At 75.0% G+C, this 21,101-nt stretch carries 20 protein-coding genes; 9 read left to right on the forward strand and 11 right to left on the reverse strand.

Annotation, left to right across the window (positions count from 1 at the left end):
• The first annotated feature begins 215 nt into the window (after positions 1-215).
• Positions 216-1,268 carry a glycosyltransferase family 2 protein gene (locus ACQEU6_RS35220; protein ID WP_499337771.1) on the forward strand — a complete coding sequence of 351 codons (1,053 nt, stop codon included), beginning with the start codon at positions 216-218 and terminating at the stop codon, positions 1,266-1,268.
• A 98-nt stretch (positions 1,269-1,366) separates the two neighbouring features.
• Positions 1,367-2,194: a hypothetical protein gene (locus ACQEU6_RS35225; protein ID WP_499337773.1), complete on the forward strand. Its 828-nt coding sequence runs from the start codon at positions 1,367-1,369 to the stop codon at positions 2,192-2,194.
• Here the strand turns inward: ACQEU6_RS35225 and ACQEU6_RS35230 are convergent.
• Together ACQEU6_RS35230 and ispD are read right to left on the reverse strand one after the other, a co-directional pair.
• Positions 2,128-2,877 (reverse strand): glycerophosphodiester phosphodiesterase, encoded by a 750-nt coding sequence (locus tag ACQEU6_RS35230; RefSeq protein ID WP_499337774.1) that lies wholly within the window; start codon positions 2,875-2,877, stop codon positions 2,128-2,130. The two genes, ACQEU6_RS35225 and ACQEU6_RS35230, sit on opposite strands and share 67 nt — an antisense overlap.
• Complete coding sequence (gene ispD / locus ACQEU6_RS35235) at positions 2,874-3,575, reverse strand: 2-C-methyl-D-erythritol 4-phosphate cytidylyltransferase (protein ID WP_499337776.1); 702 nt, start codon at positions 3,573-3,575, stop codon at positions 2,874-2,876. Before ispD ends, ACQEU6_RS35230 begins: the two co-directional genes overlap by 4 nt.
• A gap of 630 nt (positions 3,576-4,205) precedes the next feature.
• Here ispD and ACQEU6_RS35240 point away from each other — a divergent pair.
• The 6 genes from ACQEU6_RS35240 (at position 4,206) to ACQEU6_RS35265 (ending at position 8,716) form a co-directional block, all read left to right on the forward strand.
• Positions 4,206-4,448 (forward strand): hypothetical protein, encoded by a 243-nt coding sequence (locus ACQEU6_RS35240; protein ID WP_499337777.1) that lies wholly within the window; start codon positions 4,206-4,208, stop codon positions 4,446-4,448.
• Between the two features lie 115 nt (positions 4,449-4,563).
• Complete coding sequence (locus ACQEU6_RS35245; RefSeq protein ID WP_499340458.1) at positions 4,564-5,097, forward strand: DUF5941 domain-containing protein; 534 nt, start codon at positions 4,564-4,566, stop codon at positions 5,095-5,097.
• Positions 5,094-5,825, forward strand: a complete 732-nt coding sequence (locus tag ACQEU6_RS35250) for a phosphocholine cytidylyltransferase family protein (RefSeq protein ID WP_499337779.1) — start codon at positions 5,094-5,096, stop codon at positions 5,823-5,825. The genes ACQEU6_RS35245 and ACQEU6_RS35250 overlap by 4 nt, the downstream gene beginning before the upstream one ends.
• A 77-nt stretch (positions 5,826-5,902) precedes the next feature.
• Positions 5,903-6,958, forward strand: a complete 1,056-nt coding sequence (locus tag ACQEU6_RS35255; protein ID WP_499340460.1) for an iron-containing alcohol dehydrogenase family protein — start codon at positions 5,903-5,905, stop codon at positions 6,956-6,958.
• Positions 6,948-7,838 (forward strand): CDP-alcohol phosphatidyltransferase family protein, encoded by an 891-nt coding sequence (locus tag ACQEU6_RS35260; protein WP_499337781.1) that lies wholly within the window; start codon positions 6,948-6,950, stop codon positions 7,836-7,838. Before ACQEU6_RS35255 ends, ACQEU6_RS35260 begins: the two co-directional genes overlap by 11 nt.
• 23 nt (positions 7,839-7,861) lie before the next feature.
• A complete protein-coding gene (locus tag ACQEU6_RS35265) occupies positions 7,862-8,716 on the forward strand; it encodes a glycosyltransferase family 2 protein (protein ID WP_499340462.1) in 855 nt (284 codons plus the stop codon).
• 340 nt (positions 8,717-9,056) lie between these two features.
• Here the strand turns inward: ACQEU6_RS35265 and ACQEU6_RS35270 are convergent, their stop codons facing one another.
• The 6 genes from ACQEU6_RS35270 to ACQEU6_RS35295 form a co-directional block, all read right to left on the reverse strand.
• The gene (locus ACQEU6_RS35270) at positions 9,057-9,695 is read right to left on the reverse strand and encodes a TetR/AcrR family transcriptional regulator (RefSeq protein ID WP_499337782.1); all 639 of its coding nucleotides are present in this window, start codon (positions 9,693-9,695) and stop codon (positions 9,057-9,059) included.
• A gap of 70 nt (positions 9,696-9,765) precedes the next feature.
• The gene (locus ACQEU6_RS35275; protein ID WP_499337783.1) at positions 9,766-12,213 is read right to left on the reverse strand and encodes a HelD family protein; all 2,448 of its coding nucleotides are present in this window, start codon (positions 12,211-12,213) and stop codon (positions 9,766-9,768) included.
• An 88-nt stretch (positions 12,214-12,301) separates the two neighbouring features.
• On the reverse strand, positions 12,302-12,928 hold the full coding sequence (locus tag ACQEU6_RS35280; protein WP_499337784.1) for an SDR family NAD(P)-dependent oxidoreductase: 627 nt from the start codon (positions 12,926-12,928) through the stop codon (positions 12,302-12,304).
• Positions 12,925-13,659, reverse strand: a complete 735-nt coding sequence (locus tag ACQEU6_RS35285) for an acetoacetate decarboxylase family protein (RefSeq protein ID WP_499337785.1) — start codon at positions 13,657-13,659, stop codon at positions 12,925-12,927. Before ACQEU6_RS35285 ends, ACQEU6_RS35280 begins: the two co-directional genes overlap by 4 nt.
• A 60-nt stretch (positions 13,660-13,719) precedes the next feature.
• Positions 13,720-14,217, reverse strand: a complete 498-nt coding sequence (locus ACQEU6_RS35290) for an SRPBCC family protein (protein WP_499337787.1) — start codon at positions 14,215-14,217, stop codon at positions 13,720-13,722.
• 34 nt (positions 14,218-14,251) lie between these two features.
• The gene (locus ACQEU6_RS35295; RefSeq protein ID WP_499337789.1) at positions 14,252-14,848 is read right to left on the reverse strand and encodes an HD domain-containing protein; all 597 of its coding nucleotides are present in this window, start codon (positions 14,846-14,848) and stop codon (positions 14,252-14,254) included.
• A gap of 159 nt (positions 14,849-15,007) precedes the next feature.
• On the opposite strand from ACQEU6_RS35295, the gene ACQEU6_RS35300 reads away from it, so the two are divergent.
• Positions 15,008-16,981, forward strand: coding sequence for a PQQ-binding-like beta-propeller repeat protein (locus ACQEU6_RS35300; protein WP_499337791.1), 1,974 nt, complete (start codon positions 15,008-15,010; stop codon positions 16,979-16,981).
• A 28-nt stretch (positions 16,982-17,009) separates the two neighbouring features.
• Here ACQEU6_RS35300 and ACQEU6_RS35305 read toward each other — a convergent pair whose 3' ends face one another.
• From ACQEU6_RS35305 to ACQEU6_RS35315, 3 genes are all read right to left on the reverse strand, one after another.
• Positions 17,010-18,155, reverse strand: a complete 1,146-nt coding sequence (locus ACQEU6_RS35305) for a glycosyltransferase family 4 protein (RefSeq protein WP_499337792.1) — start codon at positions 18,153-18,155, stop codon at positions 17,010-17,012.
• 203 nt (positions 18,156-18,358) lie between these two features.
• Positions 18,359-19,621 (reverse strand): nucleotide sugar dehydrogenase, encoded by a 1,263-nt coding sequence (locus tag ACQEU6_RS35310; protein ID WP_499337794.1) that lies wholly within the window; start codon positions 19,619-19,621, stop codon positions 18,359-18,361.
• Positions 19,622-19,640: 19 nt separating this feature from the next.
• Entirely contained in the window at positions 19,641-21,095 is a 1,455-nt protein-coding gene (locus ACQEU6_RS35315) for a glycosyltransferase family 4 protein (protein ID WP_499337795.1), read from the reverse strand.
• Positions 21,096-21,101: the final 6 nt, after the last annotated feature.

The raw sequence follows: 21,101 nt of genomic DNA on the forward strand, positions 1-21,101 counted from the left end.
GTGGGGGACACCCGTCCGTTCGCTACCTGGACCTCGTGTCCTTGCAGTAACGTGGCGCCGTCTTGACCACACCCCGGCGGCCCGCACGCAAACCTGGGTGGCGTGGGCTGCGTCAGACAAGCGAGCAAGAGAGAGGAAGGTGCGCCTCCCTCCGGTCCGCCGGACGGGTGCGCCCGCGAGCCCACATGAATTCGTCTCCCCGTGCCCAGCGCGCCATGAACCAGGAAACCCGCTACTCCGTGAAGCCCCTTCCCGACTCCGGTCAGCGCACGTGGCCCGCCGTCTCGGTGGTGATGCCGGTCCTCAACGAGGAGCGCCACCTGACCGACGCCGTGCGCCGCATCCTCAGCCAGGACTACCCGGGCGAGCTGGAGCTCGTGCTCGCCATCGGGCCGTCCCGCGACCGCACCGAGGAGATCGCCCGCAAGCTCGGCGCCGAGGACGCGCGCGTCATCGTCGTCGCGAACCCGACGGGGCGCACCCCGCAGGGCCTCAACATCGCGATCAAGGCGTCGCAGTACTCGATCATCGTCCGGGTGGACGGGCACTCCCTGCTGCCCGCCGACTACGTGCGCGCCGCCGTCGAGACGATGGAGGAGACCGGCGCCGACAACGTCGGCGGGATCATGGCGGCCGAGGGCGTCACCCCGTTCGAGAAGGCCGTGGCCCGCGCGATGACGTCCAAGCTCGGCGTCGGCAACGCCCGCTTCCACACCGGCGGCGAGGCGGGCGAGGTGGAGACGGTCTACCTCGGCACGTTCCGCCGCAGCGCGCTCGACCGCGTCGGCGGCTACGACGAGACGTTCACCCGCGCGCAGGACTGGGAGATGAACCACCGCATCCGGCAGTCCGGCGGCCGGATCTACTTCACCCCGCGCATGCGCGTCACCTACCGGCCCCGGCCCAACCTGCGGGCGCTCGCCCGCCAGTACTTCCACACCGGGCGCTGGCGGCGCGTCGTCGGGCGCGAGCACCAGGGCACGCTCAACCTGCGCTACCTCGCGCCGCCGATCGCCGTGGTGGCGATGACCGCGGGCGTCGTCGCGGGGCTGTTCGGCTTCTGGCCCGGCTGGATCGTGCCCGGCGGGTACGCGGCCGCGATGATCGCCGGCGCGGCGGTGGAGGGGCGCGGGCTGCCGGCGGCCGCCTGGATCCGGCTCCCGCTCGTCTTCGCCACCATGCACGTGACCTGGGGCGTCGGGTTCCTGACCAGCCCGCCGCGGCTGGGCCAGCCCACACCGATCAAACCCGGCGAATCCGTCCAGTAATAGGACATAAATGTACGATCACCTCTGAACCAGCATGGTGCGGGGCCCGTCTGACCGTTAGGTTTGGCGGGATCCCGCCCGCCGCAACGGAGGTGGCCATGTCCAACGGAGCGCGCCACGGCCTCGGCGTGTTGATCGGGCTCGTGGTGACCCCGGTGATCGCGCTGTGCCTGATGTACAGCACGACCAAGTTCACGGAGTACTTCCGGTACTTCTTCACCCGGGGCGGCGAGGACCGCTGGATCGGCGCCGCGGCGGTCCTGGTGGCGGCGGTCCTGGTGGGCCTGGCCGCCGGCTCGCGCGTCTCGCCGCTCGCCTCGCTCATCCCCGGGGCGGCCTACGCGGGGATCGGCGTCCTGTGGCTCGCGTCGCCGCGCTTCGCGTTCGAGCACTCCGGACGCGGGCTGCTGAGCCGCGAGCTCTACCTCGGCTACACGACGCTCGCCCCCTACGGGATCTTCCTGCTGCTGGGCGTCGCGCTCCTGGTCGCCTCGCTCGCGCCGTCGCGGTGGAAGGCCCGCACCGCCGCCGGGCCGCGGTACGGCGGCCCGCCGCCCGCGCCGCTGGGCCCGCCGCCCATGCCCGGCGGCCAGGCGCCCATGGGAGCGCCCCAGCCGCCCCCGCGCCGGGGCAGAGCCCGCCCTGGCACGACGCGCCGCAGTACGGGCAGGCGCCCGCTCAGCCGCACGGTCAGCGGCCCGGGTCGAACCCGCCTCCGCCGCCGGCCCGCCCCGCCGAGGGGAGCCGGTCCGAGCCGCCCGCCAGGGGCCGCCCGGACGACGACGAGCCCCCGGGCGAGTGGACGCAGATGTACGGCGGCAACCGCCCGAGCTGAGCCCGCCGCGGCCCCGCCGGCGGTTCAGACGGCCGCGAGCACGCCGGGGATGTCGTTGACCACCATCGCGTCGAACCCGGCGGCCGCGTAGGTCGGCGCGGCCTCGGCCGACGGGCACCAGGCGACCGCCTCCAGGCCCGCCTTGTGCGCGATCTCCACGCAGTGCTCCAGCGGGCGCAGCCGCGTGTCCGGGTGCTCGATGCCGCACGAGCCGGTGTGCACCGCGACGACGTCCATGCCGAGGCCCGCCGCGGCGGGGACGGCGTGCCACAGCGGGAACCGCAGCCACGTCAGCAGCCCGAGCGGGACGCCCGGCGCCTCCTCGCGCAGGAACATCAGCAGCGACGGGTCGAACGACGTGACGAGCAGCCGGCGCCGCTCCGCCTCCCGCCGCAGCACCGGTGCCAGGAGCGCGCCGGTGCGGCGGGCCGGCTCGTCCAGCGCGTCCTCCAGCACGGTCTTCACGTCCACGTCGACGGCCACGTCCGCCGGCAGCGCGTCGAAGATCTCGGTGAGCCGCGGCAGGCCGCTCGCGGTCGCGGGCAGGTCGATCAGGTGGTCGCCGTCCACGGTCGTCGGGTCGTGCCGCAGGACGAGGACGTCGTCGGCGGTCCGCGTGACGTCGATCTCGATCCAGGACAGGCCCGCCTCCACCGCGGCGAGCATCGAGGGCAGCGTGTTCTCGGCGACGGGCTCCGCCGCCCCGGGCGGGGCGACCTCGCCCGAGCCGAAGCCGCGGTGGCCGATGACGGTGGGGGTGTTCTCGAAGATCACGGTGTTTCCTCGCTGGCGAGATGTTCGGCGATGACGGCGTCGAGCGGCTGGGTGACCTTGAGGTTGCGCTCGCTGCCCGCCACGACCCGGATCGGGACGTCCGGCAGGTAGCGGTGCACGATCCCGCAGTCGTCGGTGGCGCGCAGCCCCGGGTCGGCCAGGGCCAGCGCGTAGGCCCTGCGGATCGTGCCGAGCCGGAACGCCTGCGGCGTCTGGAACCGGGTCAGCGTCTCGCGCGGCGGCATCGACGCGACCGTCCCGTCCTCGACCACCACGATCGTGTCGGACGAGGGCACCCCGACCGCGACGGCCTCGCAGGACTCCAGCGCCTCCAGCACGCGGTCGATGACCGGGGGGTCGACGAACGGGCGGGCCGCGTCGTGGAACAGGACGCGGACGTCGTCCGTGCGGTCCTCCAGCAGGCGCAGCGCCGCCACCGTGGACGCGGTCCGGGTCGCGCCGCCCTCGATCACCGCCGCCGTCTTGCGGAACGGCGCGGCGATCGCGGCGGCCTCGCGCAGGTGCCCGGGCGCCATCACCACCACGACCTCGCCGATGCCCGGATGGGCGTCGAACGCGCCGACCGCGCGCGCCAGGATCGGCCGCCCGCCGACCTCCATGAGCTGTTTGGGGCGCCCGGCGCCCATGCGCGCGCCGACCCCGCCGGCGAGCACCACCGCAACCGTACGCGTCGCCATCTCTTCCCGGTTTCCATGACCCTGCGCAGTCGAGCCACTACGCTTTGCACTGCCCTGCTGCTGCGACCGGCCCGGAGGCACCGATGGATCAGGCGCCCGCGCGTGAGCGGCCGGTCACGCTCAACGTACCGGACCGCCCCGCGGTCACCCGCCCGGATCGAGAGGCCGCCGATGCCGTGGACACCGTGGACGCCGATGCGGACGGCGCGCGCCCGCGCGATCGCGTCCGGCCCGGCGACGGCCTCGTCGCCGCGTACCTGACCGGGCCGGGCGCCACGGCCGTCGCCCGGTGGGCCGACGGGCGCGGGATCGCCGCCGGCGCCGTGTCGGCGTCCTCGCTCGCGTTCGCGGGACTGGCGGCGGTGTGGTTCTCCGCCGGAGTGCGAGGCGGCCTCGTGGCCGGCGCCCTGCTGCTGGCCGCCTCGCTCGTCCTCGGGCAGGCGGGCGCGGGCCTGCGCCGCCGGGCGAGCCCGTTCGCCGCCCGGCCGGACGCCGTCCTCGACCGGGTCGGGGAGCTCGCCGTCTACGCGGGCCTGGCGGCCGGGGCCGCGGCCTCCGGGACGAGCGCCTGGTGGCCGGCGGCGGGCGCGGCGGCGCTGCTGTCCGTCCGCCACACGGTCTCGGCCTCGTATGCGGCGTCCAAGCGCGGGCGCCGCCCGCGCCTCGTCCCGGCACGGCCCGTCCCCGCGGGGCAGGGTCGCGCGGCGGGCGGCCAAGAGCCTGCGGCTGCCGCTCGGCGAGCGGCTCGCGCTGATCGCGGTCGTCGCCGCCCTCGCCGGCGCGCGGCCGGCGCTCGCCGCGCTGCTCGCGTGGGGCTCGGCCGCCGCCGCGGCGACCCTGGCCGGACGGGTGGCGAGGTCGCTGTCGCGATGACGACGGTGGGGACGTACCGCGACGACGGCCCGCTCTCGCGCGCCCTCGGCAGGGCGGCGGGCGGGCGGCCTCGCCGCTGCCGGCCGCCGTCCTCGCGGCCGCCGCCACGGCCCTGCTGCTCACCGCCGGCCCGGAGCCCGGAGCGCGGCTCGGGCCCGAACCCGCGGTGTTCGCGCCGCTCGTCGTGCTGCTGCTGGCCGCGCCCGCGTCCGGGAACCCGCACGCCGGGCGGCTGGACTGGCTGGTTCCGCCCATTCTGCGCGGGATCGAGTATGGTTACCTCGCCGTGTTGGGGGACGCGCGGGCAGTCCCGGCGCCGCTCGTCTACGTGCTGCTCACGGTTCTCGCGCTCCACCACTACGACGCCGCCTACCGCACCCGCCAGGGGCGCCGGCCGCCGCGGTGGGTCCGCCTCGCCGGGCTCGGCTGGGAGGGCCGGATGCTGATCACGGCCTTCGCGGCCGTGTTCGCGCCGCTTCCGTTCGCGTACGCGGCGCTGGCCGCCTACCTTGGCGTGTTGTCCGGCGGTGAGAGCGCCGCCACGTGGGCGCGGCACGGCCGCGCCGGCGGAGTGACGATCGACCTGACGAAGAAGTTGTCCGGGGGTGTGGGGGAAGGCCCCCACGGCGAGAGGGAGAAGAAAGCATGATCGGCATGGTGCTGGCGGCGGGCGCGGGCCGGAGGCTGCGGCCGTACACCGACACCCTCCCCAAGGCCCTGGTCCCCGTGGACGGCGAGACCACCATCCTCGACATCGCCCTCGGCAACCTCGCCGAGGTCGGGCTGACCGACGTCGTGATCGTCGTCGGCTACCGCGCCGAGGCGGTGCGCGAGCGCAAGGGCGCCCTGGAGGAGCGGTACGGGGTGTCGCTGACCCTCGTCCACAACGACAAGGCCGAGGAGTGGAACAACGCCTACTCCATGTGGCTCGCTCGGGAGTACTTCTCCAAGGGCGTCCTGATGGTCAACGGCGACACGGTCCATCCGGTGGGCGTCGAGAAGACCCTATTGGCGAACCGCGGACCGGACATCCTCCTGGCGGTGGACGACGTGAAAACTCTCGCCGACGAGGAGATGAAGGTGATCCTCGACACCGAGGGCCACCTGCGGACCATCACCAAGCTCATGGACCCCGCCACCGCGAACGGCGAGTACATCGGCGCCACCCTGATCGAGCCCGTCGCCGCGGAGCCGCTGGCCGACGCGCTCAAGGCCACCTGGGAGCGCGACCCCGACCTCTACTACGAGGACGGCTACCAGGAGCTCGTGAACCGCGGCGGCCGCATCGGCGTCGCGCCGATCGGCGAGGTCGACTGGGTCGAGGTCGACAACCACGACGACCTGGAGAAGGCCCGCCGGATCGCCAAGGGCTACTGACCGCACGCACGCACGCACGCACGGCACGAACCGACCGCACGCACGGCACGAGGAGGCCCATGCCCCTGCTGACGCGGATGCTGAACGCGCCGCTCTCCATCGACGTGCGGCGGGGAGCAGTGGCGACCCTCGGCGAACTGCTCGCCGACAAGCGGATCGCCACCGAGGGGCGCGTCGCGATCGCGGTCGGCCCCGGCCAGGGCGACCAGATCGCCGAGCACGTCCGGCCGTCCCTGGCGGCCTGCGAGGTGTTCCACGTCGCGGGCGGCACCGTGGACGCGGCGGTCAACCTCGGCTCCCGGCTGCGCGCCGGGTCCTACGAGGCGGTCGTCGGCATCGGCGGCGGCCGCACGATCGACGCCACCAAGTACGCGGCGACGCTGTCGGGCATCCCGATGGTGTCGGTCGCCACGAACCTGTCGCACGACGGGATCTGCTCGCCGGTCGCCTCCCTCGTCCACGACAAGGGCAAGGGCTCGTTCGGCGTCGTGATGCCGCTGGCGATGATCGTCGACCTCGACTACGTGCGCGCCGCCCCCGACCGGCTCGTCCGCGCCGGCATCGGCGACGTGGTGAGCAACTTCTCCGCCGTGGAGGACTGGCTCCTCGCCGCCGACGAGTGCGGCGAGCGCGTCGACCGGATGGCGCTCACCGTGGCGCGCACCGCCGCCGAGGCCCTGCTGCACCAGCCCGGCTCGATCGACTCGGACCGGTTCCTGACCGTCCTCGCCGAGGGGCTCGTGCTGTCGGGGATGGCGATGGCGTTCGCCGGGGACTCCCGCCCGGCGTCCGGCGGCGACCACGAGATCCTGCACGCCGTCGACCACCTCTTCCCGGACACCGCCAACCACGGCGAGCTGGCCGGGATCGGCGCCGCGTTCTGCTACCACCTGCGCGCCACCCGGCTCGGCGCGGGGCACGAGCGGCTCGAAGAGATCCTCACCTGCCTCGGGCGGCACGGACTGCCCCGGTTCCCGGCCGACATCGGGCTGTCCCCCGAGCAGTTCGCGGAGGCCGTGCGGTACGCCCCGCAGACGCGCCCCGGCCGCTATACGATCTTGGAACACCTCAGCCTCGACGAGGACGAGACGCTCAAGGCGGTGCACGAGTATGTCCAGGCCCATGGAGGCTGAGCTGTCCGGGCAGAACCCTTCCCCGCAGCCCCCCGGCTCCCCCGAGCCACCCGGCGCCGCGGAGCCCCCCGGCGACGACCACCGGCCGCACCGCAAGGGCGCGAGGATCGCCGACATCCGCCGGTACGGCCAGCCGCCCGGTCTGAAGGACCGGCGCAACGAGGAGCACTGGGCGGGCCGCCTCTACATGCGCGACCTGTCCCCGTTCTTCGGGTGGATCGCGCTGCGGCTCGGGTTCAGCCCCAACCAGCTGACCTACCTGATGATGCTCAGCGGCGTCCTCGCCGGCGTCGCCGTGTCGCTGCCCGCCGACCCGCTGTGGACGGCGCTCGCCGGCGCGTTCCTCATCCAGGTCTACCTGCTGCTCGACTGCGTCGACGGCGAGGTCGCCCGCTACCTGCGGCAGACGTCGGTCGCCGGGGTGTTCCTCGACCGGATCGGCCACTACCTGTCCGAGGTCTCGCTGCTCGCCGGGCTCGGCTTCATGGCGCAGGGCGGCTGGGAGAACGGCGGCTGGGTCGAGCTCGGCCTGCTCGCCGCCCTCGGCGCCGCGCTGATCAAGGCGGAGACCGACAACGTCGTCGTCGCCCGCGCCAAGTCCGGACTGACCGCCGACCCGACCGGCGGCGACCGCGCGCTGCGGCCCCGCTCCACCGGCATCGCGCTGGCCCGGCAGGCGGCGTCCATGCTGCGCTTCCACCGCATCATCGGCGCGGTCGAGCTGTCGCTGCTGATCCTCGCCGCCGCCGTGATCGACACGCTCACCGGCGCGGACGACCCCGTCGCGGTCCGCGTCCTGATGGTCGCGGTCGCCGCCGTCGCCGTCCTGCAGACCCTGCTGCACCTGGTCAGCATCCTGGCCTCCCGGAGGCTGAAGTGAAACTGTCCGTCGTCGTCCTCACCATGGGCAACCGGCCGGAGGAGCTCGCCCGCGCCGTCCGCAGCGCCCTGGAGCAGGAGCACGTGGACGTCGAGGTCGTCCTCGTCGGCAACGGCGCCGACCCCGTCGGCGCGGCGGCGGGTTCGGCGCCGTTCGACGACGAGCGCGTCAAGACCCTCAGCCTCCCCAAGAACCTCGGCATCCCGGGCGGCCGCAACCGCGGCGTGGAGGCGTCCTGCGGCGACGTCGTCCTCTTCCTGGACGACGACGGCTGGTACCGCTCGACCCGCCTGGGCGCGCACCTGCGCGACCGGTTCTCCGCCGAACCCGACCTCGGCGTCGTCTCGTTCCGCGTCCGCGACCCCGAGGGCGGGCGCGGCGAGCGCCGCCACGTCCCCCGGCTGCGCGCGGGCGACCCGGAGCGTTCCTCCGCCGTCACCACGTTCCTCGGCGGTGCCTGCGCGATGCGCCGCGCCGCGTTCGACGCCGGCGGCGGCCTCCCGGAGGACTTCTTCTACGCCCACGAGGAGACCGACCTCGCCTGGCAGGTCCTCAACGCCGGCTACCGCATCGTCTACGACGCCGCGGCGGTGATGTACCACCCCGCCGTCCTCCCCACGCGGCACGCCATGTTCTACCGCTACAACGCCCGCAACCGCGTGTGGCTGGCCCGCCGCAACCTGCCGTGGCCGCTGGCGCTCACCTACCTCGCCGTGTGGGTCGGCATGACCGTCCTGCGCGAGCGCAAGCCGAGTGCCCTGAAGCCCTGGTTCAAGGGCTTCCTGGAGGGCTGGCGCAAGCCCGCCGGCCCCCGCCGCCCCATCTCCTACCGCACCGCCTGGCGCATGACCCGCACGGGCCGCCCCCCGATCATCTAGGGGCTGTGTTTCAAAAGTCCCGGCCCACTTCGCTCGCCTGGCGGCTGTATCTCAAAGTCCCGGCCCACTTCGCTCGCCTGGCGGCTCGCTACGTGACCAGGCCTGGGCGAACGCTGCATCGCTTCGCGATCTGCCCGGTTCCGCTCGCCTCCGGCTTCGCTCCACCGGGCAGGTCACGCGTTCGCGCGCGTGGCCGAGGCCGCTTCGAGACAGACTGTGAGTCTTGTGCCGGCTGGTCTGGGATCGGCTGGCAAGGATGGGTGTCGGCTGCTGCGGCCTTGGTCGTGACTCGAGACAGGCTCGGCCCCTTCGGGGTGCTCTTCTGGGGATCGCCGTGTCTTCAGGGGGTTGTTACGGCGGCCACTATCAGGCGGGTCAGTTCGGTGGTGATGTCGTCCAGGGGGACGTTCTGGTCGCGGGCCGACCAGTGGTGGACGAGGTTGTTCACGGCGCCGATGACGGCGATCATCGTGAGGCGGTGGTCGCGGTCGACGGCCTCGCCGCGGGCGGCGGCCTCGCGGACCAGCGCGAGCATCGCGTCCTCCCACCGGCCGCGCCAGCGGAAGCGGTGCCGCTCCAGGCCGGCGCTGACGCCGATCACCTCGACGAACGCGATGCGCGCCCGGCGCGGGTCGCTCGCGGTCACGGTGACGAACGCCCGGACCGCGGCCTCGACGCGGGCCGGGAAGCCGGCGCCCGCCGCCCGCGCGTAGGCGGCGGAGACGGCCTCGGCGGCGCGCTCGTTGATGCCGCGGTGCAGCGCGGTGAGCAGCTCCTCGCGCCCGGAGAACTCCTCGTAGAAGTTGCGGGTCGACACGCTCGCCGTCGCGCACAGCCGCTCGATGGACGTCGCCGCGTAGCCGCGCGTCCCGAACAGTTCGAGCCCCGCGGCCAGGAGGCGCTCGCGTCGCTCCGCGCGGCGCTCCTCGGCCGACCGGCCCGCGTAGCTGCGCCGGGGCGCGGGGTTGCGGCCGCTCATCGGTCTCCGTTCACCCGTGCGGATGGGGCAGCGCCAGCCTAACGCCGCGCGGATCGGGCGGAGGGGCCCGTCAGGCGCCGGTGAGCGCGTCCCTCCAGTGGGGGTCGGCGGTGAGGACGGTCAGGCGCTGCGTGGCTCGCGAGACCGCCACGTACAGCACGCGCAGCCCGCGCGGGGACTGGGCGGCGACGGTCTCGGGCGCCACGATCACCGCGGCGTCGAACTCCAGGCCCTTGGCCTCCAGGACGTCGAGCACCTGGACGCGCTCGGGCAGCCCCGCGCCGAGCCGGTCGCGTTCGGCGGCGTCCCAGGCGGCGGCCGGCCCGTCGAACAGCGAGGCCTGGCCGCCGGACTCCTCCAGGGAGAGCGGGACGATCAGGCCGATGGTGCCCTCGACCTGGCCGAGCAGTTCCTCGACGGCGGCGCGGGCGGCGGAGCCGAGACCCGGTTCGGGGACGACCCGGACGACCGGCTCGATGCCGGACGCGCGGACGGCGCGGGCCGGTCTCGCCTCCGGCAGCGCGCGGGCGAGCACCCGCGCGGAGACCGCGGCGATCTCGGTGGAGTTGCGGTAGTTCGTGGTCAGCTCGTACTCGTGCCGGGCGCGGGGCGCGGGCGCCTTGCGGCCCCGGCGGCGGCCCCGGGAGGCGGGGCGCTCGCCGCCGAGCGCGGCCTCCATCGCCCGCCGGGCGGCGGCCAGGTCCTCCCAGGCGCTCTGGGCGGGGTCCTCGACGATCGTCCAGCTGGCCTGGCGGCCGCGGCGGCCGAGCATCCGCCACTGCATGGGGGAGAGGTCCTGCGCCTCGTCCACGACGAGGTGCGCGTACTCGGGGCGCTCCTCGACGACGCCGTCGTCCACCCGCCGGGAGCGCTCAAGCCGCTCGATGGACGTGGTGAGCTCCTGCATCTCCGGCTCCCACGTCTCGTCCACGACCTCCTCGCCGGTGAGGATGTTGACGCCGTCCACGACGAACGGGTCGTCCTCGGACGGGGCCCTGCGGCGGCGGGACGGCCGGGGCGGGGCGCCGAGCAAGGAGTCGATCTCGTCGAGCAGCGCGACGTCCTGGTAGCTGAGCGGCGCGCCGTCGCCGGCCCAGGACGCGGCGAGCGGCTCGACGTCGGCGCGGTCGACGTCGCGTCCGGCGGCGCGGCGCAGCCGGGCCGGGTCGCCGAGCGAGCGCAGCAGGTCGAGCGGGTGGCGGATCGGCCACCAGGCGACGAGGAAGTCGGTGAACGCGCGCTGCTCGCGGACCCGCGCGTCGAACCGGGCGCGCTTCGGGTCGCCGTCGCCGGCGCCGTTCCCGCGCGCGGGCTCCTCGTCGAGGGTGCCCAGGCCGTCGGCGGCGAGGATCGCGTTCCACAGGCCCGCCTCGGCGCCCTCCTCGGCCTCGGCCGCCTCGGGGCCGCCGATCTCGCCGAAGCGGCGCCAGAGGGCGTCCAGGAGCATCTCCGCGGCCCGGCCGCGGGCCGCGTTCACGCTGCCGCGGCTGCGCCGGTGGACCTCGTTCCTGATGCGGTCGAGGCGGGCGCGGTCGAGGGTGACGACGACGCCCTTGAACACCACGCGCAGCTCGTCCGGGGCGCCGGGGGCGTGGTCGGCGACGGCGCGCCGCAGCACCGTCACCATCGTCTCCGCGCCCTTGACGCGGGCGAGCCGCGGCGCGTCGTGGACGGTCGCGGTGGCGCCGTCGACGAGGTCGCCGAGCGAGCGGAGCGTCGCCGAGCCCTCGCCGAGCGACGGCAGCACCCGCTCGATGTAGGCGGTGAAGCGGCGGTTCGGGCCGACGACGAGGACGCCGCGGGACCCGAACCGGCGGCGGTGCCGGAACAGCAGGTAGGCGACGCGGTGCAGCGCCACGGCCGTCTTGCCGGTGCCGGGGGCGCCGCGCACCAGGACCGTCCCGTCGGCGGGGGCGCGGATCACCTCGTCCTGCTCGCGCTGGATCGTCGCGACGATGTCGCGCATGGCGCCCTCGCGGGTGCGGGCGAGCGAGGCGAGGAAGGCGCCGTCGCCGACGACCGTCATCCCGTCGGAGGCCTCCGGGTCGAGCAGGTCGTCCTCCAGGTCGACGACGGTGTGGCCGCGCGAGTGCAGGACGCGGCGGCGCACGACGCCGCGCGGGTCCTCGGGGGTGGCGCGGTAGAAGTCCTCGGCGGCGGGGGCCCGCCAGTCGATGACGAGGGAGTCGTGCTCGCTGGTGCGGACGCCGACGCGGCCGATGTAGCGGACCTCGCGGGAGGCCAGGTCGAGCCGGCCGAACACCAGGCCGTCGTCGGCGATGTCGAGGGCCTGCACGCGCAGGGCGGCCTGGTGGACCATCGCGTCGCGGTCGACGAGCGAGGCCTTGGTGCCGGCGAGCGACTGGCGGTAGCCCTCGCGGATCATGGCCTGGGCGTCCGCGCGCATCACCTCCAGCCGCGCGTAGGCGGTGTCGACGTAGCGCTGTTCGACGGCGATCTCCCGGTCCTTCACCGTGCCGACGGGACCGGTCGGCCGCCCGTTGACCTGGGACGACATGCAGGCTGCTCCTCGCGCGTGTGTCATGTCGGGGACGTCCCCCGACATCCCGAAGGCGAAGAGACAGCTTATGCGGTCCCGCCGACGTTCAGCGTCGGGCGAGCGCCGCCGGGAGCGGCCGGCGCGGCGGCCGGACCCGGACGTGGACGCCCGAGGCCGGCCGTGCGAGCGAGCGGTCCATCGCGTCGAGGACCTGGCCGTGCGGCGTCCCGGAGGCGGCGTGGACGCACCGCAGCGCCACGCCCCGCCCGCCGTGCTCGGCGCGCAGAGCGTCGGCGTAGGCGGCCACGGCGGCGGCGGACGGGCTCGCCGGCGGGCCGGAGGCGTCCGGGCAGAGGAACAGCTCCCCGGCCCGTCGCTCCAGCATCCCCGGCAGCGTGGCCCGGACGACGTTGACGGTGCCGAGGACGTTCGTCCGCAGGACGTCCTCCACCTCGCCGAGGGGCTGCGCCAGTACGGGCCCGGACGGCGCGGCCGACGCGGCGTGGACGACGCGGTGCACCGGGCCCGTCACGGCCAGCACCTCGGCCACGGCGTCCGGGTCGGCGACGTCGCACACCCGCACGTGCGTGTTGGGGGAGCGCTGCGCCGTCTTGGCGAGGCCGAGCTCGTCCACGTCCACCGCGACGACGTCCCACGCGGCGGCGGCCAGCCGGCGCGCCGCCAGGGCGCCGAGCCCGTGCGCGGCGCCGGTCACCAGAGCCGTCCGCTTCACGCGCGCACCTCCTCGGCGCCCTGGAACACCATCCGCAGGTGCCCGACGGTGCTCGTGGTGAGGGCCCGCGCCCGGTCGAGCCCGAGGCCGCGCAGCTCGTCCGCGACCGGATGGTCGCCGAGGACGACCGCCGCGCCGCCCGGGCGGGTCCGGACGCCGGACAGCGTGAGCGTCCACGGCGTCCGGCGCGTCACGCCGTCCAGGCAGGAGTAGGCGTCGACGTCGGGGGCCGCCGGGCCGGACGGCATCGGCACGCCCGGCCGGATCGCCACCTCGATCGCCGTCCGCCCGCCGAGCCGCACCGCGCAGCGCTTCACGCGCCCGGCGAGGTCCATGGGGATGTCGGCGATCTCCTTGGGGAAGCCCCAGATCGACCGTCCGGCCTCCAGGGTGAACTCCTGGTTGACCGGCAGCCAGTGGATGAACGCTCCGATCCCGCGCATCCGCCCGAGCACGCCCGGCGGCGCCGCGCCGGGCGGGCGCACGAGGAACGCGACGGCGAACTCGTGGTACGGGCCGAGGTCGCCCTCGGCGTACCGGACGAACGCCAGCGAGCAGACGGCCCTGCCCGGCAGCGGCTCCGCGACGGTGAGCCCGGAGTAGGCGATGACGTCCTGGGCGGCGCCGGCGGGCACGGCGAACATCGCCGAGCCGACGGCGGCGTCGCGGATCCGTACCGGGAGCGTGACCCGCTCCCCCTGGATCGCGTGCGCCCGCGCGGTAGTTGTCACGCCGCCAAGTAGAACAGGTTCTCGTTTTGCTGCCAAGCGCCGGCGCCGGGGGAAGGGGCGTCAGCCCTTCTCGGCGCCCGTCCGGATCCGGTCGAGCGTGGCGCGCATCCCCTCGCGGTTCACCTCGGCGCGCCCTTCGGCGGGGACGCCGGTGAAGACCTTGCCGAGCAGCGACACGAACCCGGCGCCCCGGTGGTCGCGGCGCTGGTCCTCCCAGTACTCGGTGAGGCGGGTGCGGGGCGCGGACGGGTCCTGCGAGACGTCCTCGAACCGGTAACCCCACAGCGCCACGGGCACCCCGAAGCTCGACACCCGGAAGGCGAACACCTCACCGGGCACCGCCGCGCTCACCTGGCACGTGGTGAACCACACGCGCCAGCCGATGCGGTTGAAACCGACGAACCTCGTCCCCGGCCTGACGGCGCGCCCGCGCACCCACGTCGCGAACACCTCGGGGCTCCACTCGCCCATCCGCCGCAGATTCGCGACGGCCGCGTAGACGTCCCGCGCCGGCGCGGCGACGACCACGCTCTCCTCGACGACCCACTCGCGCTCCATGGCTCCGCATCCTCCCACCTTCATGACCGGTGGGTCACTGGAGGTGGGCGAAACGCCGGCGCCAGTCCGCGTACCAGGCCCGGAACCACGGCTCGGACTCGGCCAGCGGGACGATGTAGGTGAGGGTCTCGGCGTAGTAGCGGCGCTGGAAGTCCGGCGGCATCCGGTCGAGGGTCTGCACGTTGCTGACGCGGTCGGCGAGCTTGACCAGGACCGCCTCGCGCGGGGCCTCCCCCAGCCGCCGCAGGTAGGCGGCCTTGGCCGCGCGCTTGGCCTGGCGCCCGGCGCCCGCGGCGGGCGGCTTGGTGACCCAGTCGACCAGCTCGGTCACCTCGGGCCCGAACTCGGCCTCCACGTCGGCGAGGGAGGCGGGCGTGTCCTCGACGACGTCGTGCAGGACCGCGGCGGACAGGACGGCGGGCGCCGTCACCTCCGCCCCCCGCACCAGCACTTCGAGGGCTTCCAGCAGGTGCTCGACGTAGGGGGCGCCGGTGGGGCGTCGCTGGTCGCCGTGCCAGCGCCGCGCGGCCGCGACGGCCCGGTCCAGGCCGTCGAGGTCGACGCGGGCGCCGTCCGCGGCCAGGTCCGCGCGGGCGGTCTCCCAGTCGTGCCAGCGGGTGAAGACCTCCACGGGTTCGCTCCGTTCTTCCCGCCCGTGTCGCGCGGGAGCCCCGCACAGGGCATGGTGGGTGTCGTCCTTATGAGCAAGCGTCGGTGATTACCGTACGTGGAGGGAGGCGGCGCGGTCGTGGTCGGGAGCCGGCAGCGGCCTGACGGCCGACCGGAGTCCGTGGGCAGGGTCCGCGTCGCGCTCGGTCTGCTGTCCGGGGCGGTCGCCGTCGCGCTCTGCGTCGTCCTCGTCGACGCCTACGTGCTGCGCGCCGAGTGGTGGCAGGTCCGCCACACCGTGACCGGGGAGCCCGTGGCGCCGCAGAGCGAGGTGGGCCCGCCGCCGGGCCCGCTCGCGGTGAGCTGGGAGCAGGCGACGCGGACGCACCGCGGTTCGGTCGCGGGCTACGACGGCGTCGCCTTCCAGGTCGCGCGGGGGCAGGTCCTGACGGCGTCCGGGCACGGGATCGAGGCGCGCGACGCGCGCACCGGCCGGTCCCGCTGGGGCTACCGCCGCGCCGGGTGGTCCCTGCTCGGCTGGACGTCCACGGGCTCGCGCGCCGTCGCCTACTTCGAGCGGGACGGCGACCGCGGCGACCGGATGCTGGTCGCGTTCGACGCGCTGTCGGGCGGGCTGCTGTGGCGGCGCGAGGACGAGCGCCCCGCCGCGGTCTCCCGAACCACGCTGCGCTGGCCCGCCGGGTCCGGCGTGCTGCTCACCGCCGACGAGGGGCGCCGGACGCTGTTCGGGGTGTCGGCCGTGACGGGGAACCGGGTGTGGCGGCTGGCGCTGCCGCGCGGCTGCCGCCTTTTCGAGGGCGGGGCGCATCCGTCCGACGGCCGGGAGGACCTCGCCGCGCTGGGCCTGCGCTGCGCGGGCCCCGGCGACGAGGCGCACCGCAGCCGGCTGCTGGCCGTCGACCCGGTGAAGGGCCTCGTGCGCTGGGAGCGGCGGCTCGGCTCCCGGGAGTCGCCCGAGGTGTCGATGCTGGACGGGGTGACGCTCGTCTCGGACGGGACGGCGCTGCGGGCGTTCGACGACGGCGGCCGCCAGTTCGGCGTCTGGAAGGGCGACGGGGTCTGCGGCGACCTGATGTGCCCGGGCGTGCTGGCCCCGGGCCGGCTCGTGGTCGTCTACCACCCGGACGGAACCGGCACCGAGGGGGCGGGCGACGGCGGGACGGGGACCGGCGGGGCGGGCGCCGACGGCCTCGCGGCGGAGGAGGCCCGCATGGAGGCGGTGGACGTGCCGTCCGGGCGGGTCGCGTGGAGCCGCGCCGTGCCCGCCTACACCGCGCTCGCGCAGGCCGGCGGGCAGGTGTTCGCGCTGCGGCCCCGGCTGTCGGAGCGGCTGCTGCCCGCGGGGGTCGACATCGTCCGGCCCGGCGACGGCGGCGTCACGACCGCGCCCGCGCCGTTCTCGATGGACCCGGACCTGCCGGGCGTGCGGCCCTGGCTGGCCGCCGCGGGCGGGCTGCTGTACGCGGCGCTCCCGCAGGCCGCGCCGCGCCCGGACGGCGCGGCGCGGCTGGTCGCCCTGCGCGGCGGGCTCGCCGGCGCCGGGCCGCCGGAGCTCGGCGGGGTGCCGGAGAAGGACTGGCCGGACGCGTGCTCCCTGCTCAGGAAGCCCGATCTGGCCGCGGCGCGGATGACCGGCTACGTCACCGAACCGCGCCCCGCGGAGGCCGGGACGGTGCGCCTCCCCCACCCGGTGTCCTGCACGTACGCGCCGCGCGGCGGCGGGCGCGACCCGTCCGGGGCCGGGGCCCGGCGATCGCCCCCGCCCGAGTCGCGAGCGCCCGGTTCCGCCACGCCCGATCCCACGGCGGGGCCGCGGGAGGACGGCCCGGAGCGGGACGGCGGCCGGGAGCCGGCCGTCACCGGCCTCACCGTGAGCGTCCGCTGGGTGGCCGACACCGACGCGGCGGCGTCGCGGATGCTGGAGACGCTGCAGGCGTCCCAGGCGCAGGCCCGGCGGCGGCGCGACATCGGGGGCGACGAGGCCTACGAGATCGGCCCGACCGCCGGGATGATCGCGCTGCGGGTCGGCCGGTGCGTGGTGATGGTCGAGGCGAACCGCCCGCCGGGAGCCGCCGCCCGGCTCGCCCGCTCCGTCGCCTACCGCCTGCGCCACCAGTCCCAGGCCCCCTCCTGACCCGCCCGCGCTCCCGCCGCCCGGCGGCTCAGAACTCGGGAACGGGCTCGGCCTCGGGTTCGGGCTCGGGCTCCGGGACGGTCAGAGGGGAGCGGCCCGCCCACGCCTCCAGTTGGGCGACGAAGCGTTCGGCGTGGACGGGCCAGTGGAATCGTTCACGGGCGGCCTCGTAGCCGCGCTTGCCGAACCCGGTCCGCAGGACCGGGTCGTCCCGCAGCCGCAGGACGGCCTTGGCGGCGGCCTCCGGCGCCCGGAACGGGACGACCAGCCCGCACTCGGCGGGCTCGACGATGTCGACGGCCGGCGGGTTCGGTGTGGTGATCACCGGGATGCCGCGGGCCATGTACTCGACGACCTTCGTCGGCATCGAGTGCCGGTAGTTCGGCTCGTCGTGCAGCAGCGCGAGCCCGGCCATGGCGCCCTCGGCGATGCGCAGCGCCCGGTCGTTCGGGACGAACCCGTACCAGCGCACGATCCCCTCGCGCTGCGCCGCGCGCAGGGCGTCCCGGACGTCGGCGTCGGCCGCGCCGATCAGCTCCACCAGCACGTCCCCGGCGGCCAGCGTCCGGGCCATCTCGATCATGTCGAGGGCGCCGCGGGCCCGCGACAGCTGCCCGACGTAGACGGCGCGGCGGCCGTCCGGCGGACCGGGCGGCAGGTCGGGCACGTAGGTGGTGTTGGGCACGACCGGGTGGTCCCCGCGGAACCGGGACCGGTAGCCCTCCTCGGCGAGCAGCAGCCGGTGCCGCCGCTCGCTGCGCCGCTCCAGGCGGCGCACGGCCGGGCGCAGGAGGGGGCGGGCCGGTCCGGGCACCCAGCCCTTGGCGGAGAGGGCGGCGGCGGTGTCCTCGTGGACGTCCCAGACGACCGTCCGCGCCAGCAGCTCGCGGGGGAGCGACACCAGCAGCTCCGGGTCGTGCAGGAGGACCACGTCGGCGTACAGGGCGTGCTCGGCGAGCGCGCGGTGGGCGGCGCGCAGGGCCCGGATCCGGCGGCGCCCCGTGGCCCGCGGGACGTCCACCGGGCTGATCTGGCGCCACGGGGTCGCGTTGCACGCCCGGAAAGGGGCGATGTAGGTGACCTCGTGACCGGCGTCGAGCAGGGCGCGTATCTGCCGGTGCAGAATGCGCGCGTCTTCGGGGTGGTGCACCACCGTGCAAACGCAGACCCGCATCACACTCACTCCGCAACGTCCGAATCGTCCATCACCGGCGAGTCTTGGGTGCCGATGCGAATTGCCGATGAATTCCCGTTGTCCGGGGCGTGGACGCTGCCGGGCGACTCGTCCCTGAAGAAAAGGGAGTCGCGTCGGTCAGCCGAGCGCCACAGGACGGAAAAGCCCTGTCAAAGAAGCCGGCCATCGAAAGGAGCCGCCCGTCAGAGAAGCTCGACGGTGTCCTGCTGGACGTTGCGCGTCCGGCCGCGGGTGTCGAACAGCAGCCGCGCGTACCGCGCCAGCGTCGCCGCGTCGTAGGCGGCGTGGTCGGCGAGCACGATCGCCAGGTCGGACGCCTCCAGGGCGGCGGCCAGGTCGCTCCCGGCGGAGACCACCGGCGCGCCGTCCACCTCCCACGAGGTGACGAACGGGTCGTGGAACGACAGGTCGGCGCCGAGGCGGGCCAGCCGCCGCGCCACCGGGCGGGCCGGCGACTCGCGCTGGTCGGCGATGTCGGCCTTGTAGGTGACGCCGAGCAGCAGGACCCGGGCGTCCTTGAGCGCGCGGCCCTCCCGGTTGAGCAGCTGCTGGGCGCGTTCCGCCACGTACCGGGGCATCCGGTCGTTGATCTCCTGGGCCAGCTCCACGAACCGGAACGGGTAGCCCAGCGACCGGACCTTGTAGGACAGGTAGTTCGGGTCGATCGGGATGCAGTGCCCGCCGACGCCCGGCCCCGGCCGGAACGCCTGGAACCCGAACGGCTTGGTGGCCGCGCAGTCGATGGCGTCCCACAGGTCGATGCCGAGCTCGTTGCAGAACACCGCCATCTCGTTGACCAGCGCGATGTTGACGTGCCGGTAGGTGTTCTCCAGCAGCTTGGCCATCTCGGCCTCGCGCGTCCCCTTGGCCTCCACGACCTGGTCGACGAACTTGCCGTAGAACGACGAGGCCGCCGACGCGCAGGCCGGGGTCAGCCCACCGACGATCTTCGGGGTGTTGCGGACGCCGTAGACCGGGTTGCCGGGGTCGATCCGCTCCGGCGAGAACGCCAGGTGGAAGTCCTCCCCGGCGACCAGGCCGGACGTCTCCAGGATCGGCCGCACGACCTCCTCGGTCGTGCCCGGGTAGGTGGTGGACTCCAGCACCACCAGCGTCCCGGGCTCCAGGTGGCGGGCGACGGTCTCGGCCGCGCCGCGCACCGCGGTCAGGTCCGGTCCGCCCTCCGGCGAGAGCGGCGTCGGGACGCAGATGACCACGGTGCGGGCGCCGTCGAGGACGTCCTCGTGCAGGCTCGGGGCGAACCCCGCCTGCAGCATCCGCTCGATTTCCTCCGGCGACACGTCGTCGACGTGCGACATCCCGGCCTTGAGGCCCGCGACCACGCGAGCGTCCCGGTCGAGTCCGCCCGCCCGCAGGCCGGCCCCGCAGGCCTCCCGCGCGAGCGGCAGCCCCACGTAGCCGAGTCCGATGACCACGAGATCCACGCGGCAGGCCCCCTTCGATCTATGTGCTCTGGCGAGTCGGGAAGCGGTAGGCGGCCCGGTATCCGGCCGTCACGGCGCGCCAGGTCCGTTCCGCCGCGACCCATTCACGGGCCGACCGCCCGATTTTCTGTCTCCTTTCGGGACTGTAAGCCAGGTCTTCCAGACAATTCGCCCAGGCTTCCGGGTCTTCCGGAACTGTTAACGCCCCGGTCACGCCGGGTTCCACGATTTCGCGAAGAGCCTTGACATCACTGGCTATAACGGGGATTCCCCCCGCCATGGCCTCGATCGGTTTCAGAGGCGTCACCAACTGGCACACCCGGTCCGCCCGGCGCGGAACCGCGAAGACATCGAGGACGGCGTGGTACTGGCGAACGGACTCCATCGGCACCCGGCCGGTGAACACGGCGTGGACGCCGCGTTCGGCCGCGCGCCGTTCGAGCGCGCCGCGCTCCGGGCCGTCCCCGACCAGCAGCAGGACGACCGGCGCGCCGCGGTCGCGCAGCAGGGCGGCGGCGTCGATGAGCGTGTCGATGCCCTCGTAGCCGTAGAACGAGGACGTGAGGCCGGCGACGGCGGCGCCGCGGTCGATCCCGAGCCGTTCGCGCATGCCGAGGCCGTCCGGGAGCGGCGCCAGGAACGCCTCGTCCACCCCGTTCGGCACCGTGAAGATCTTCTCCTCGGGAACGCCGCGGGAGGCGATCTCCGCGCGCATCGCCTCGCCGAGCGTGACGACCGCGTCCGCCTCGGCCATCCGGCGGGTCTCCAGCTCGCGGGTCAACCGGTAGAACTCGTCGTCCTCGCGGTGCGCGGGGTCGCGCGACAGCCAGGAGTCCTCCAGGAAGCCGCGCACCTCGTAGACGACCGGGACGCCGTGGCGGCGTCCGAGCTCCAGCGCGACGGCCGCGTTGAGGTGGTTGCTGACCGCGTGCAGGACGGACGGCCGCAGCTCCTCCACCAGCCGTCCGGCGAGGTCGGCGCTCTTCGCGACGGTCTCGCGCGGGTCGGTCGGCGGAGCCCAGGGCAGCAGCCGGTGGTAGGGGACGCCGTCCACCTCGACGCGCGCCCGCGCGTCGCCGACGCCCTGGCTGAGCGGATATCCGAGCCGGGTCACGATGTGCGGGTCCAGGCCCATCTCGCGCTGGGCGAGGGCGATCCGGTGCGTCCGGACGGTGTAGCCCGCGTTCGTGCGCGGCAGGGCGTTGGTCACGAACTGCAGGACGGTCGTGCCCCGCACGGCCCGGGGGGCGCGCGGCGACGCGGGCTCGGCGAGCAGGAGCCGCAGATCCCGCGTCTCGCGGCCCACGTCCCGCGGCTTCGGCACGACGAGGCGGGAGCGCCGCAGCCGGGCGCCGAGCGGGGTCCGGGCGGCGAGCCGCACGGCGAGCCTGGACGCCCGTCCGGGGTCGTCGCGGAGCTGCCGCCAGGCGAGTCCGGCCAGGTAGACGGTTTTCTTCACGGGTTCGTCGGCCACAGGGCC

Source organism: Spirillospora sp. CA-108201 (assembly GCF_050936235.1).
Classification (GTDB): Bacteria; Actinomycetota; Actinomycetes; order Streptosporangiales; family Streptosporangiaceae; genus Spirillospora.

What these genes read in the sequence shown, in the direction of transcription:
- ACQEU6_RS35220 (WP_499337771.1), top strand. Translation starts at nt 216, where the DNA reads ATGAACCAGGAAACCCGCTACTCCGTGAAGCCCCTTCCCGACTCCGGT.
- ACQEU6_RS35225 (WP_499337773.1), top strand. Translation starts at nt 1,367, where the DNA reads ATGTCCAACGGAGCGCGCCACGGCCTCGGCGTGTTGATCGGGCTCGTG.
- ispD (WP_499337776.1), bottom strand. Translation starts at nt 3,575, where the DNA reads ATGGCGACGCGTACGGTTGCGGTGGTGCTCGCCGGCGGGGTCGGCGCG.
- ACQEU6_RS35240 (WP_499337777.1), top strand. Translation starts at nt 4,206, where the DNA reads ATGCGGCGTCCAAGCGCGGGCGCCGCCCGCGCCTCGTCCCGGCACGGC.
- ACQEU6_RS35250 (WP_499337779.1), top strand. Translation starts at nt 5,094, where the DNA reads ATGATCGGCATGGTGCTGGCGGCGGGCGCGGGCCGGAGGCTGCGGCCG.
- ACQEU6_RS35255 (WP_499340460.1), top strand. Translation starts at nt 5,903, where the DNA reads ATGCTGAACGCGCCGCTCTCCATCGACGTGCGGCGGGGAGCAGTGGCG.
- ACQEU6_RS35260 (WP_499337781.1), top strand. Translation starts at nt 6,948, where the DNA reads ATGGAGGCTGAGCTGTCCGGGCAGAACCCTTCCCCGCAGCCCCCCGGC.
- ACQEU6_RS35265 (WP_499340462.1), top strand. Translation starts at nt 7,862, where the DNA reads ATGGGCAACCGGCCGGAGGAGCTCGCCCGCGCCGTCCGCAGCGCCCTG.
- ACQEU6_RS35270 (WP_499337782.1), bottom strand. Translation starts at nt 9,695, where the DNA reads ATGAGCGGCCGCAACCCCGCGCCCCGGCGCAGCTACGCGGGCCGGTCG.
- ACQEU6_RS35275 (WP_499337783.1), bottom strand. Translation starts at nt 12,213, where the DNA reads ATGTCGTCCCAGGTCAACGGGCGGCCGACCGGTCCCGTCGGCACGGTG.
- ACQEU6_RS35290 (WP_499337787.1), bottom strand. Translation starts at nt 14,217, where the DNA reads ATGGAGCGCGAGTGGGTCGTCGAGGAGAGCGTGGTCGTCGCCGCGCCG.
- ACQEU6_RS35305 (WP_499337792.1), bottom strand. Translation starts at nt 18,155, where the DNA reads ATGCGGGTCTGCGTTTGCACGGTGGTGCACCACCCCGAAGACGCGCGC.